Origin of the sequence: Kitasatospora sp. NPDC049258, assembly GCF_040678895.1 — a bacterium.
Lineage (GTDB): Bacteria > Actinomycetota > Actinomycetes > Streptomycetales > Streptomycetaceae > Kitasatospora.
This window is the reverse complement of the sequence record NZ_JBFAQT010000016.1, coordinates 64644-77705: the sequence shown is the minus strand read 5'-3', so window position 1 is coordinate 77705 and position 13062 is coordinate 64644. Positions and strand designations below refer to the sequence as shown.

Below are 13062 nucleotides of genomic sequence, written 5' to 3'. Positions count from 1 at the left end.
CCCGATCAGGTGCCCGCCGCGTGACCGCTTCGTCCCTCCAGCGTTGCACAGCCCATGACCGTCCCGCCGCTCGTGGACACCCCGGCGGCACCGGCCGCCGCCCTGCTGGACTCGGACCGGGTGGAACTCCCGCTGCCGCCCGCCCGGGCCGCCCTCGGCCGGCTGGACCGCCTCGGGCTGCGCTACGGGGCCGTGGTACGCCACGGCGGCTCGGCCGCCTTCCTGCTGGCGCCCGGCACCGCCGAACTCGTCCCCGCGCTGCTCCGCTGGCTCGGCTGGGGCGAGGAGCTCGGGCTCGGCCTGCGCCCGGTGGGGGCGGTGCGGGTACCGCTGCCGCGGGGCACGGAGTGGAACACCCCGCACCCCGAGCGGCGGCCGCGCCGCCCGGCGGTCTGGCTGCGCCCCGGGGCGGGCGGCCCGGCCCTGAACCTGGGCTCGCCCGATCTGCTGCGCCTGCTCGACTGCCTGGCGGACGCCTGCGCGCGCGACCTGATGGGCCTGGCGCCGGCGCCCTGAATCCGACCCGCTCGGGTCAGGAGGCGTGGGCCTTCTCGTAGTCCTCGCGGACGTTGCTGGGCACCCGGCCGCGGTCGTTGACCTGGTAGCCGTTCTCCTTCGCCCAGTTCCGGATCTTCGCGGTGTCCGGCTGGCCGGCCGAGGCGCGGCCCGCCGCCCGGCCGCTGCTGCGGCGCGGAGCGCTGAGCCGGCCGCTCTGCTTGCGACCCTTCTCGACGTACGGCGCGAGCAGGCCGCGCAGCTTCTCGGCGTTGTCGCTCTTGAGGTCGATCTCGTAGGCAACACCGTCCAGCGCGAACGTGACCGTCTCGTCCGCCGAGCCGCCGTCGAGATCGTCTTCCAGAATGACCTGAACCCTCTGTGCCACGGGCTTCCCTTTCCGTGTTAACGACTCATTGCCTGGGGAAAGGAAACCGCCTTTTCCCGGAAAACACAAACCCCCGGCCGCTCCGGGGGTGTGCGACATGCGCCGGGAAGGCGCCGCGGTGCGCGCCCGGACTCAGTAGAGTCGCAGCAGCATCCGGGAGTTGCCCAGGGTGTTCGGCTTCACCCGCTCCAGGTCCAGGAACTCCGCGACACCTTCATCGTACGAGCGCAGGAGTTCTTCATAGACTTCCGTGGCGACGGCGGTCGGGTCTGACGTACGATCGTCGGTTTCGCCGATCTCGACGAAACCGTGTTTCGCGAAGAAGTCGACCTCGAACGTCAAGCAGAAAATCCGACGGACCCCCAGCCAGCGCGCGGTCTGCAGCAGCTTGTCCAGCACCAGGTGGCCCAGGCCGTGGCCCTTGCAGGCCGGGTCCACCGCGAGGGTACGGACCTCGGCCAGGTCCTCCCACATCACGTGCAGGGCGCCGCAGGCGACCACCGCACCGGTGTCGTCCCGTTCGGCGACCCAGAACTCCTGCACCGATTCGAACAATGTGACAGTGGGCTTGTCCAGCAGAATCCCGTTGCGCGAGTACGCGTCGATGAGCCCTCGCACGGCCCGCACATCGGTGGTCCGCGCCCGGCGGATGGTGACCTCCATGGCCGGACGTTATCGTGCGGACGGCTCCCCGGTCTCCCCCGCACCGGAGGCCGGGGTATCGGTACGGCCGGTATCGGTGAGCCGGGTTTCGGCCTCCGGCGTATCCGGCGGGGACGGTTCGGACTCGGCCGTGAACGGGCCGGCCACCCGGAGCGCGTCGCGAAGCGCGTCCCGCTGCTCCGGCGACATCAGGCCGAAGAAGTGCACCAGCGCGGCGGCCGGATTGTCGCTGGTCGCCCAAGCGTCGTTCATCAGCGCGGCGGTGTATGCCTCGCGCGAGGAGACCGGCTCATATCGATAGGCCCGGCCCGCCTGCTCCCGGCGCAGCCAGCCCTTTCGGTACAGCTTGTCGAGCACCGTCATCACCGTCGTGTACGCGATTTCGCGTTCCGCCTGCAGATCCAGCAGAACCTCGCGAACCGTGACCGGGCGGTTCCACTGCCACACCCTGGTCATGATGTCGTTCTCTAGTTCTCCGAGTTGCCGCACCATAGTCCGGCCAGGATAGGGCCGATTCCGGACAGAATCGGCCAGACCGGAAACGCACCGGCGCGCCGCCACCCGGTGGGGTGACGGCGCGCCGGCCTCTGCCTTGCTATTCGCCGGTGGTGGACCGGGCCGCCAGTGCGTCGGCGGCCGCGTCCTCCTTGGAGCGCTGGGCCCCGCCCTGGCTGCGGATGATCGCCCGCACCAGGAAGCCGAAGCCGATCGCCATGACGAGCGGCGGCACGATCGCGCTGACGTAGTCCATCAGGTCACTCCTCCTCGGCGGCCGCGGCCGCCTGCTTGGCTTCCGGCTTGACGATCGGGAAGAGCACCGTCTCGCGGATGTTCTTCCCGGTGAGCAGCATGATCAGGCGGTCCACGCCGAGACCGAGCCCGCCGGTGGGCGGCATCGCGTACTCCAGGGCCCGCAGGAAGTCCTCGTCCACCTGCATCGCCTCGACGTCGCCGCCGGCCGCCAGCAGCGACTGGGCGGTCAGCCGGGCGCGCTGCTCGACCGGGTCGACCAGCTCCGAGTAGGCGGTGCCGATCTCGGTGCCGAAGATCACCAGGTCCCACTTCTCGGCCACGCCCGCCACCGAGCGGTGCTGGCGGGTCAGCGGGGAGACCTCGGTCGGGTAGTCCCGGATGAAGGTCGGCTTGATCGCGTTGTGCTCCAGCAGCCGCTCGATCATCTCCAGCACGATCTGGCCGTGGCCCCACTCCTTCTCGTAGGGCACACCGGCCTCGTCGGCGAGCTTGCGCAGCTCCTCGACCGAGGTCGCGGGGGTGATCTCGGTGCCCAGGTGGGCCGAGATGCCGGGGTAGACGCTGACCTCGGCCCAGGGCTCGGCCAGGTCGATCTCGTGCTCCGCGCCGTCCGGGCCGATGCCGCGGACCACGGTGGTGCCCAGCGCGTCCCGGGCCGCGTTCACGATGGTGGCCCGGATCAGCTCGGCCTGGGTGTCGTAGTCGCCGTAGGCCTCGTACGACTCCAGCGAGGTGAACTCCGGGTTGTGGGTGGAGTCGGCGCCCTCGTTGCGGAAGTTGCGGTTGATCTCGAAGACCTTCTCCGCGCCGCCGACCACCAGCCGCTTGAGGTAGAGCTCGGGGGCGATCCGCAGGTAGAGGTCGATGTCGTAGGCGTTGATGTGGGTGGTGAACGGGCGGGCGTTGGCGCCGCCGTGCACCGGCTGCAGCATCGGGGTCTCCACCTCGATGTAGCCGCGGTCCTCGTAGGTGCGGCGGATCGAGCGGACCACCTTGCTGCGCAGGTGGAGGATCTCGCGCGCCTCGGGGTTGACGATCAGGTCCACGTACCGCTGGCGGACCCGGGCCTCCGGGTCGGTCAGGCCCTTGTGCTTGTCCGGCAGCGGCCGCAGGCACTTGGCGGTGAGCTCCCAGCGGTCGACCATCACGGACAGCTCGCCGCGCTTGGAGGTGATCACCTCGCCCTCGACGCCCACCTGGTCGCCCAGGTCGATGTCGGACTTCCAGGCCGCCAGCCGCTCCGGGCCGAGCTTGTCCAGGGAGAACATCACCTGGAGGTCGCCGGAGCCGTCGCGCAGGGTGGCGAAGCAGAGCTTGCCGCCGGTACGGGCCAGGATCACCCGGCCGGTGACGCCGGCCCGCTCGCCGGTCGCGGTGTCCGGCTCCAGGTCGGGGTGCTTGGCGCGCAGGTCGGCGATGGTGGTGGTGCGGGGGAAGCCGACCGGGTACGGGTCGACGCCGGCCGCCCGGAGCCGGTCCAGCTTCTCGCGCCGGACGCGCATCTGCTCGGGGAGGTCGTCGGTCGCGGTGACAGTGCTCTGATCGCTCACCCCACAAGGGTAGCCAGCCGAACGGGCCGGGCCGCCACGGGATGACCGGGCGCCCCGCCGGAGGGCGCGACACTCCGGCGGGGCGCGCCGTCAGGCCGGGTCGGCGGCCGTGGCGGCCGGCACCCAGCCGTGCGCCCTGGCGTCGAGGCGCAGGGTCACCGAGTCGTTCGCCGGGTCGTGGTCCCAGGGCATCGAGGTGACCGGGTGGCCGTCCTGCTCGCCGGCCTCGTGGTGGGCGGCCACCCGGGCCCGGAGTCCGGCGGCTGTGCAGACCGACGGTGAGCGTGCCCCGGCCGCGGTCGCCGGGACCGCCGCGGCGAGTGGGGCCAGAAGTGCTCGGGTGTGCCTGATTCGCATGCGTTCCCCCGTCGATGTGTGTACGCGGTGATGCAGGCGCAGACGTCAACGGGCCGCCGGCCGGTCACGCCCGGGGACTGGTGCGGTCATTTCCCGGCAAAGCACCCGAGGCGACCCGAACACCGCCCCGGCCGTTGTCAGAATGGAACTCAACTCCCTGTGCGACTACGCAGGGTGGCGTACCCGCACAGGCCGAAGGGGAGGCCGGGGGTGGCCTCCCCTTCGCTGCGTGCGCGGTCAGCCGGTGCCGGTGGCCAGTTCGGTCTCCTTCTCGGCGGCCGGCTGGGGGGCCAGCTGGGGGGCCGGGGCGGACCGGGGGCGGCGGCCGAAGAGTTCGGCGGGGGTGGGCATCCGGCGGGGCTGGGGGCGGGGGGCCGGGGCGGCGGCGGGCTTGGGCGTGCCGGCGGAGTTGCTGCTCATCGGGATCCGTCCTCCAACTGGGTGGTCCGCGGCGTTCGTTGCCGCGGTGAAGGTGGGCTCGGCGGCCGGGTCGGGCACCGCGGCCAGGTGCCGCGGCGCGGAGTTGAGCGAGAGGCGCGCGCGGACCTCGGCCTCGGCCAGCGCGTGGCAGCGCCCGGCCAGCCGGGAGCGGCGGGAGCGCTCGACGGGGCCGCAGGGCCGCCGGGTGAGGGAGCGCAGCGCCGCGAGGTCCTCGGCGGTCGGCAGGTAGCCGTCCGCCACGGCCTCCTCCAGGCGTTCCAGGTAGCCCGCCGCACTGCCGGGCAGGGCGGCCCGGTAGCGGGCCAGGTCGGCCAGCAGGAAGACCCGCAGCCGGCCGCCCTCCGCGACGGCCTCCTCGATCGCCTCGGTGAGGCGCAGGGCCTCCTGGACGTCCTCGGCCCAGAGTTCGGGCTCCGGCCCGGGCGGTAGGAGCCGGTCGGACACGGCCGGGTGGAGGGCTTGGGCGAGGGCGCGGCGCAGCACGCGGACTTCGTCGGCGCTGAAGGCCATGCCGCCGCGCGATCCGTGTGGCGTAGGCATGCGCTGACACTACGTGAGGAATATCCGATTTGTCGGGAACATCGCGTGAAGACCCCACGTTTGGCCCGACGCCCGGTCACCGCCCTGCTCCGTACCCGGTGTAACGCGCCCACCGGGGCGGGCGTCAACCAGATGTCAGGGGAATTCGACTCGGGGGAGCTCAGCAGATGGCACGAGACGGCGTGGGGCGCGCCACCGAGGAAGGCTTCCTGGAGTTCGCTGCGGCCCGCACCGGACAGCTCTACCGGACCGCCTGCCTGCTCGCCGGCGGCGACGTCCACCTCGCCGAGGACCTGGTGCAGGAGGCGCTCGGCCGGGTCTACGCCCAGTGGCAGCGCACCTCCTGGCTCGCCCCGCGGGGCCGGATCGACAATCCGGCCGGGTACGCGCAGACCGTCCTGGTCAGGACCTTCCTGTCGCACCGGCGCCGGCGCAGCAGCGCGGAGCAGCCGACCGAGGTGCTGCCCGACCACGAGGCCAGGCCGGCGGACCCGCTGCTGCGGATCGCGCTGGTCGAGGCGCTCGGCCGGCTGTCGCCGGGCGACCGGGCGGTGCTGGTGCTGCGGTACTGGGAGGACCGCAGCGTCCAGGAGACCGCGGAGGTGCTGCGGGTCAGCCCGGGAGCGGTCCGGGTCCGCAGCCTCCGGGCGCTCGGCCGGATCCGCGAGCTGATCGGGGACGACCTCGCCCTGCTCGCCGAGGCCTGAGGCCTGAGGCCTGAGGCCTGAGACCTCAGACCTGAGTGCTTCCTGCCCACCCTTCGGAATTCCGCACCATCGACCCAACGAGAGACGGTGATCACGCATGTCGGTCGACCCGGACCAGGACACCGCGCGCTTCGAGCGGGACTTCGCCACCGCGATGTCCGCCGCCGGTGGCCGCTTCGGCACGGACCACCACCCGCTGATCGAGGGCGCCCGGGCCAGGGGCCGCACCCTGCGCCGGCGCCGCCGGGCGGGCCTGGTGACCGCGGGCGCGGCCCTGGGGCTGCTGACCGGCGCCGTGCTGGGCCAGGCGGCGGGCCACGGCGGCGCCACCGCGGCGCACCCCGCCGCCGCCCGCCCGCTGACCGGGAAGGAGGTGCTGGCGACGCTCGTCGCGCTGCTGCCGCCGGGCGGCACGCAGGTGGCCGAGGCGCGCGGGACCGCGAGCGGCACCCCGCAGGTCCGGTTGGTCCTGGACGACGGCCACGGGCCCGCCCAGGTGCTGTTCTGGATCACCACCGGGCTGGTCGCCGAGCGGCCCGGCTGCCCCGATCCGGTGCAGCCGGCGGGGGACCGGTGCACCGCCGCGACCCGGGCGGACGGCTCGACGGTGGTGATCTACCAGGCCGCCACCAGGAGCGACGAGCCGGCCGGCGCGAAGACCTGGTCGGCGAAGCTGTACCGCCCGGACGGCCGGGTGATGATGCTGCAGGAGTGGAACCGCAGGCCGCTGGAGCGCGGTGAGGCGGTCACCCGCCTCGACCCGCCGCTGACCGAGGCCCAGCTCACCGCCCTGGTCACGGACCCGAGTTGGGACAAGGTGGCGGCAGCCGTCGGACCGGTGGACCCGTTCGCCGCCGGCGGGGACGGCGACCTGGGCGACCCGCGCGGTGGGTCGGGCGGCGACCCGATCGAGATCGAGCGGGTCCCCGACGCGGGCACCGCCGCCGGGGGCCCGGGCACACCCCCCGCCCGGCCGTGAGCCGCTCAGGCGGCGGTGGCCGGCCGGTTGCGCTCGAAGATCAGCCGCAGCCCGATCAGGGTGAGCCAGGGCTCGTGCACGTCGATGGTCTCGGCCTCGCCGAGGACCAGCGGGGCCAGCCCGCCGGTGGCGATCACCTGGACGTCGTCCGGATCCTTGGCGAGCTCCTTGGCCATCCGGTTGACCAGGCCGTCGACCTGTCCGGCGAAGCCGTAGAGGATGCCCGACTGCATCCCCTCGACGGTGTTCTTCCCGATCACGTTCCGCGGGCGGGCCAGCTCGATCTTGCGCAGCTGGGCGCCGCGCATGCCGAGCGCCTCGACCGAGATCTCGATGCCCGGGGCGATCGCCCCGCCCACGTAGTCGCCGCGCTCGTTGACGGCGTCGAAGGTGGTGGCGGTGCCGAAGTCGACCACGATGCACGGGCCGCCGTAGAGGTGGTTGGCGGCCAGCGCGTTCACGATCCGGTCGGCGCCGACCTCCTTGGGGTTGTCCATCAGCACGTGCACCCCGGTCTTCACCCCCGGCTCCACGATCACCGCGGGGACGTCGCCGTAGTACCGGCGGGTCACCTCGCGGAGTTCGTGGAGCACGGCGGGCACCGAGGAGCAGATCGCCAGCCCGGCCACCCGGTCCTCGGCCGAGACCACCGGGTGGGAGCCCATCAGACCCTGGAGCAGCACCGCCAGTTCGTCCGCCGTGCGGCGCGGATCGGTGGAGATCCGCCAGTGCTCGACGATCTCCTCGCCGTCGAACAGGCCGAGCGTGGTCTGGGTGTTGCCGACGTCGATCGTGAGGAGCATGGGGTGCTTTCTGGCTGAGGTGGGCCCCGCCTGCTCGCTGGCGGGCACGGCGGACGGATCAGGCGCGCAGGTCCAGGCCGATGTCCAGGATCGGCGAGGAGTGGGTCAGGGCACCGACGGCGAGGTAGTCGACACCAGTGTCGGCGACCTCGCGCGCGGTGGCCAGGGTCAGGCCGCCGGAAGCCTCCAGCCGGGCCTTGCCGGCCACCAGCTCGACGGCCTCCCGCAGCTGCGCGACGGTGAAGTTGTCCAGCAGGATCAGGTCCGCCCCGGCGTCCAGCACCGGCTGGATCTGCTCGACGGTGTCGACCTCGACCTCGACCGGCAGCTCGGGGTAGAGCGCCTTGACGGCCTTGAAGGCCTCGGCCACCCCACCCGCCGCCACCACGTGGTTGTCCTTCACCAGGGCGGCGTCGGACAGCGCCATCCGGTGGTTGGCACCGCCGCCGCAGCGCACGGCGTACTTCTCCAGGGCGCGCAGGCCCGGGGTGGTCTTGCGGGTGTCGCGGACCACCGCGGCGGTGCCCTCCAGGGCATCGGCCCAGGCCCGGGTCGCGGTGGCGATGCCGGACAGGTGGCAGAGCAGGTTGAGCGCCGAGCGCTCGGCGGTCAGCAGGTCCCGGGTGCGGCTGCGCACCGAGAGCAGCACTTGGCCGGCCTCGACCCGGGCGCCGTCCTCGACGTGCCGCTCGACCTCGAACTCCTCCTCGCAGACCAGCGAGACCACGGCCTCGGCGATCCGCAGGCCCGCGACCACACCGGCCTGGCGGGCGGTGAAGTCCGCGGTGGCCACCGCGTCGGCCGGGACGGTGGCGACCGAGGTGACGTCCTCGCCGCCGGCCAGGTCCTCGGCCAGCGCGAGCGAGGCGATGTCCTCGACCTCGACCGGGTCCAGGCCGGCCTGCTCCAGCAGCTCGGCCAGCGCCGGGTCCAGGCCGCTCTCGTACGCCTCGCCGTCACCGCAGGCGCAGCCGTCGCCGCAGCCCGCCTGGTCGGCCAGCGGGAGTTCGTCGTGGTCGTGGTCGTGGTCGTGCGTCATCGGATGCTCCTTCGGGGGCGGTGCGGGGGTGTGCCCCGGCGGGGGCGCGGGGAAGTGCGCTCGGAGGGGGGAGGTACGGGGTGCGGGCGGGTCACCGGTCAGCCGGCCGGGGTGCTCACCGGGCCACCGGGGCGCCGTCCGCGGCCAGCGTGGTGGCCAGGTGGCGCTGCCAGTGCTCGTCGTCGCGCTCCGGGAAGTCCTCCCGCCAGTGGCAGCCCCGGGTCTCCGCGCGCAGCGTGGCGGCGGCCACCAGCGCGGTGGCGACCAGGTGCAGGTTGGTGGCCTCCCAGGTCTCCACCCGGGGGTCGGCCGGCTTCTGCTCGGCGGTGTGCGCGTGGGCGGCCTCGGCCAGCAGCGCCAGCCCGGCGGCGGTGGCGGCCATCGAGTCGGCCGAGCGCAGCACGCCGGCGCCGCGCGTCATCAGCCGCTGGATGTCGGCCCGGGCCTCGGGGGCGAGCAGCGGCACCGGGTGGGCGGCGCGGGCGCCGGCCACGTCCACGGTGCGCTCGGGCAGCTCGCCGGCCCGGTGCCGGGCGGCCAGGTCGGCGGCGATCCGCTCGGCGAACACCAGCCCCTCCAGCAGCGAGTTGGAGGCCAGCCGGTTGGCGCCGTGCACCCCGGTGCAGGCCACCTCGCCACAGGCGTACAGGCCCGGCACGGTGGTGCGGCCGGTCAGGTCGGTGCGCACGCCGCCGGAGGCGTAGTGCGCGGCGGGCGCGACCGGGATCAGCTCGGTGACCGGGTCGATGCCGTGCGAGCGGCAGGAGGCCAGGATGGTCGGGAAGCGCTCGGCCCACATCTCGGCGCCGAAGTGCCGGCCGTCCAGGTACATGTGCTCGGCGCCGGTGAGCTCCATCCGCCGGGTGATCGCCTTGGCGACGATGTCCCGGGGCGCCAGCTCGTTCAGCTCGTGCTGCCCGACCATGAAGCGCACGCCGTCGGCGTCCACCAGGTAGGCGCCCTCGCCGCGGACGGCCTCCGAGACCAGCGGCTGCTGGCCCTCGGCGTCCGGGCCCAGCCACAGCACGGTGGGGTGGAACTGGACGAACTCCAGGTCCGTCACCTCGGCTCCGGCGCGCAGCGCCAGTGCCACACCGTCGCCGGTGGAGACGGCCGGGTTGGTGGTGGCGGAGAAGACCTGGCCCATGCCACCGGTGGCCAGCACCACGGCGCGGGAGCGGATCGCGCCGACGCCGTCCCGCTGGCCCTCGCCCATCACGTGCAGGGTCAGGCCGGCGGTGTGGCCCTCGGCGTCGGTGAGCAGGTCGAGCACCAGCGCGTGCTCGATCAGCTCGATCCCCGGGTCGGAGCGCACCGCCTCCACCAGCGCCCGCGATATCTCCGCACCGGTGGCGTCGCCGCCCGCGTGCGCGATCCGGCGGCGGTGGTGGCCGCCCTCGCGGGTCAGCAGGATCTCGCCGTCGGCGTCCTGGTCGAAGGCGGCGCCGGTCGCGATCAGGTGCCGCACCGCGTCCGGGCCCTCGGTGACCAGGGTGCGCACGGCCTCCTCGTCGCACAGCCCGGCGCCCGCGACCAGGGTGTCGGCCAGGTGCTGCTCCGGGGTGTCGCCGGGCCCCAGGGCGGCGGCGATGCCGCCCTGGGCCCAGCGGGTGGAGCCGTCGTCCAGCATCGCCTTGGTGACCACGATGGCCCGCAGGCCGGCCTTGCGGGCGTTGAGCGCGACGGTGAGGCCGGCCACCCCGGAGCCGACCACGACGACGTCGGTGGTCGTGGTCCAGCCGGGGGCGGGAGCGGTCAGGCGGTACGACGACATGGCTTCAGTTGCTCCTTCAGTGCGCGGCGGTCGGGGCCGCGCCGTCGGCATCACGGTACGCTCCCGCCGCCCTCGGCGCGGGTGCCCCCAGGTCGCCGCGGACCAGGCCGCTGCCCTCGGGGGCGTCGGCGGCGTCCGGGCCGATCGAGGTGATCCGGTTGTCGCCGTCCACGAAGACCACCTTCGGCAGGTACGCCTTCGCCTCGGCGGTCTCCATCTGCCCGTAGGCGATCAGGATCACCAGGTCACCGGGGTGGACCAGGCGGGCGGCGGCGCCGTTGATGCCGATCACGCCGGTACCGCGGGGCCCGGCGATGGTGTAGGTCTCCAGCCGGGCGCCGTTGTCTATGTCGACGATGTGGACCAGCTCGCCGGGCAGCAGGTCGGCCGCGTCGAGCAGGTCCTCGTCCACCGTGACCGAGCCGACGTAGTGCAGGTCGGCCTGGGTCACGGTGGCCCGGTGGATCTTGGACTTGAGCATGGTGCGGAGCATCTGGTCACGCCTCCTGTGCTGAGTGCATGCCTAACTTCGGCTTGGGTGGGTGCTGCTGGGTGGGTACTGCTCGGGTCGGTGCCGCTCGGGTGGGTGCCGCTCGGGTCGGTGCCGCTCGGGTTCGGTCCGGGCTAGCGGACGATGATGCGGACGTTGTCGATCAGGCGGGTGGAGCCCACCTTCGCGGCCACGGCCAGCACCGCCTCGCCCTGGAAGTCGTCCGGCGCCTCGGTGAAGGTGTCCGGGTCGATCAGGGCGAGGTAGTCGGGAAGGACGCCGTCGGCGTCCGCCAGGACGGCGGCGGCGGCCTCGCGGACGGCCTTCGGCCCCTGCGCCCCTGCGTCCCGGCCGGCGAACAGCGCGCGGGACAGCGCCAGCGCCTGCTCGCGCTCCTGCTCGGAGAGGAAGCGGTTGCGCGAGGACAGCGCCAGCCCGCCCTCCTCGCGGACGGTCGGCACGCCGACGATCTCCACGTCGAAGTCCAGGTCGGCCACCATCCGCTGGACGATCGCCAGCTGCTGGGCGTCCTTCTCGCCGAAGAAGGCGAAGTCCGGGTCGGTGATGTGGAGCAGCTTGGCGACCACGGTGAGCATGCCGTCGAAGTGGCCCGGACGGGCGGCGCCCTCGAACTGCGCGCCCATCGGGCCCGCGCCCAGGCGCACCAGCGGCTCGCCGTTCGGATACATCTCCTCGGTGGTCGGCGCGAACACCACGTCCGCCCCCGCCTCCTCGGCCAGCCGCAGGTCGGCGGCCAGGGCACGCGGGTAGCGCTCCAGGTCCTCGCCGGCGCCGAACTGGAGCGGGTTGACGAACACCGTCACGGCCAGCCGGCCGTCCCGGCCGACCTGCTTGCGGGCGGCCCGGATCAGCGCGGCGTGACCCTCGTGCAGCGCGCCCATGGTCATCACCACCGCGTTGTCCACCGGCTGCTCGTCCGGCCAGAACGCCGCCTCGAAGTCGGCCACGGTGTGGGTGAGCTCGGCCTTGTGCGCCTTGGGCGCCGGCTTGCCGCCGCGCTGGTTCTTGCCCGCCATCAGTGCTTCTCCTCGTTCAGTACGTCCAGCAGGGCCGCCGCCGGCTCTGCTCCGAGCGATCCACCCCGGACCGCCCGCTGCGCGGTGGCCCGGGCCATCGCGCGGTAGGCCTGCCCGATGTCCGGGGCAACCGTAGCGAGCCGGTCCAGGTGCCTGCGCACCGTGCCCACGTCACCGCGGGCGACCGGGCCGGTCAGCGCGGCGTCGCCGGCGCGCAGGGTGTTGTCCAGGGCCGCGCCGAGCAGCGGGCCCAGCAGCTGCCCCGGCTCGGCCACCCCGGCCGTTCGCAGCAGTTCCATCGCCTGCGCGACCAGGGTGACCAGGTGGTTCGCCCCGTGCGCCAGCGCCGTGTGGTAGAGCACCCGGACGTCCTCCGGCACCCACTCCGGCTCGCCGCCCATCTCCACCACCAGGGCCTCGGCCACCGGCCGCAGCTCCTCGGGCGCCGTCACCCCGAACGGGCAGCCGGCCAGCCGGGCCACGTCCACCGAGGTGCCGGTGAAGGTCATCGCCGGGTGCAGTGCCAGCGGCAGCGCACCGGCCCGCGCGGCGGGTTCCAGTACGGCGACGCCGTGCGCGCCCGAGGTGTGCGCGAGCAACTGCCCCGGCCGGACCGCGCCGGTCGAGGCCAGCCCGGCCACCAGGTCGGCCAGCGCGTCGTCCGGCACCGTCAGCAGCACCAGGTCGGCGGCGGCCAGCACCTGCGGCGGGGAGACCAGCCGGACGCCCGGCAGCAGTGCCTCGGCCCGGCGCCGGGAGACCGCCGACACCCCCGAGGCGGCCACCACCCGGTGGCCGGCCAGTTGGAGGGCGGCGCCGAGCGCGGGGCCGACCCGGCCCGTCCCGACCACCCCCACGGCCAGCCGGGCCGGCCGGTTGCCCGGATCCGAAGGATCGCCGAAGTCGAAGTCTGTGCGGTCGGACGTGCTCACGGCTCGGCCTTCGTCCTCACTTCCGTTCCGGTCCTCTGCAGGTACCGGACGTACCGCGTCATTCTACGGCCGCCCCGGCACCCGCCCGCGCGGCTGCGACCGGTTCCCCGGGCC

At 73.8% G+C, this 13062-nt stretch carries 16 protein-coding genes; 3 read left to right on the top strand and 13 right to left on the bottom strand.

The genetic code is table 11. From position 1 onward, the window contains the following. The first annotated feature begins 54 nt into the window (after positions 1–54). Positions 55–516: a hypothetical protein gene (locus AB0K43_RS16405; RefSeq protein ID WP_363640137.1), complete on the top strand. Its 462-nt coding sequence runs from the start codon at positions 55–57 to the stop codon at positions 514–516. A 16-nt stretch (positions 517–532) separates the two neighbouring features. On the opposite strand, the gene AB0K43_RS16400 is transcribed toward AB0K43_RS16405, so the two are convergent. From AB0K43_RS16400 to AB0K43_RS16370, 7 genes are all read right to left on the bottom strand, one after another. Continuing rightward, positions 533–883, bottom strand: a complete 351-nt coding sequence (locus AB0K43_RS16400) for an Lsr2 family protein (RefSeq protein WP_363640135.1) — start codon at positions 881–883, stop codon at positions 533–535. Positions 884–1015: 132 nt separating this feature from the next. Next, positions 1016–1546, bottom strand: coding sequence for an amino-acid N-acetyltransferase (locus AB0K43_RS16395; RefSeq protein WP_363640133.1), 531 nt, complete (start codon positions 1544–1546; stop codon positions 1016–1018). A gap of 9 nt (positions 1547–1555) precedes the next feature. Further along, on the bottom strand, positions 1556–2038 hold the full coding sequence (locus AB0K43_RS16390) for a BlaI/MecI/CopY family transcriptional regulator (protein ID WP_363640131.1): 483 nt from the start codon (positions 2036–2038) through the stop codon (positions 1556–1558). A gap of 103 nt (positions 2039–2141) precedes the next feature. Beyond that, positions 2142–2297, bottom strand: a complete 156-nt coding sequence (locus AB0K43_RS16385) for a hypothetical protein (RefSeq protein WP_363640129.1) — start codon at positions 2295–2297, stop codon at positions 2142–2144. Between the two features lie 4 nt (positions 2298–2301). Continuing rightward, complete coding sequence (gene lysX, locus AB0K43_RS16380) at positions 2302–3849, bottom strand: bifunctional lysylphosphatidylglycerol synthetase/lysine--tRNA ligase LysX (protein WP_363640127.1); 1548 nt, start codon at positions 3847–3849, stop codon at positions 2302–2304. Positions 3850–3939: 90 nt separating this feature from the next. Then, complete coding sequence (locus AB0K43_RS16375) at positions 3940–4092, bottom strand: hypothetical protein (RefSeq protein WP_363640125.1); 153 nt, start codon at positions 4090–4092, stop codon at positions 3940–3942. 351 nt (positions 4093–4443) lie between these two features. Continuing rightward, a complete protein-coding gene (locus AB0K43_RS16370) occupies positions 4444–5187 on the bottom strand; it encodes a hypothetical protein (protein WP_363640123.1) in 744 nt (247 codons plus the stop codon). A 167-nt stretch (positions 5188–5354) separates the two neighbouring features. Here AB0K43_RS16370 and AB0K43_RS16365 point away from each other — a divergent pair, with 167 nt between their 5' ends. Both AB0K43_RS16365 and AB0K43_RS16360 read left to right on the top strand, forming a co-directional pair. Beyond that, a complete protein-coding gene (locus tag AB0K43_RS16365; protein ID WP_363640121.1) occupies positions 5355–5894 on the top strand; it encodes a SigE family RNA polymerase sigma factor in 540 nt (179 codons plus the stop codon). 97 nt (positions 5895–5991) lie between these two features. Further along, positions 5992–6873, top strand: a complete 882-nt coding sequence (locus AB0K43_RS16360; protein WP_363640119.1) for a hypothetical protein — start codon at positions 5992–5994, stop codon at positions 6871–6873. Between the two features lie 5 nt (positions 6874–6878). Here AB0K43_RS16360 and AB0K43_RS16355 read toward each other — a convergent pair whose 3' ends face one another. The 6 genes from AB0K43_RS16355 to AB0K43_RS16330 form a co-directional block, all read right to left on the bottom strand. Continuing rightward, entirely contained in the window at positions 6879–7676 is a 798-nt protein-coding gene (locus AB0K43_RS16355) for a type III pantothenate kinase (protein ID WP_363640117.1), read from the bottom strand. A 58-nt stretch (positions 7677–7734) separates the two neighbouring features. Further along, on the bottom strand, positions 7735–8715 hold the full coding sequence (nadC, locus tag AB0K43_RS16350) for a carboxylating nicotinate-nucleotide diphosphorylase (protein WP_363640115.1): 981 nt from the start codon (positions 8713–8715) through the stop codon (positions 7735–7737). Between the two features lie 115 nt (positions 8716–8830). Beyond that, positions 8831–10489 (bottom strand): L-aspartate oxidase, encoded by a 1659-nt coding sequence (locus tag AB0K43_RS16345; RefSeq protein WP_363640113.1) that lies wholly within the window; start codon positions 10487–10489, stop codon positions 8831–8833. 16 nt (positions 10490–10505) lie between these two features. Beyond that, positions 10506–10982, bottom strand: coding sequence for an aspartate 1-decarboxylase (gene panD / locus AB0K43_RS16340; RefSeq protein ID WP_363640111.1), 477 nt, complete (start codon positions 10980–10982; stop codon positions 10506–10508). A gap of 131 nt (positions 10983–11113) precedes the next feature. After that, positions 11114–12016: a pantoate--beta-alanine ligase gene (panC, locus tag AB0K43_RS16335; RefSeq protein WP_363640109.1), complete on the bottom strand. Its 903-nt coding sequence runs from the start codon at positions 12014–12016 to the stop codon at positions 11114–11116. Beyond that, positions 12016–12948 (bottom strand): DUF2520 domain-containing protein, encoded by a 933-nt coding sequence (locus AB0K43_RS16330; RefSeq protein WP_363640107.1) that lies wholly within the window; start codon positions 12946–12948, stop codon positions 12016–12018. The genes panC and AB0K43_RS16330 overlap by 1 nt, the downstream gene beginning before the upstream one ends. Between the last annotated feature and the right edge of the window lie 114 nt (positions 12949–13062).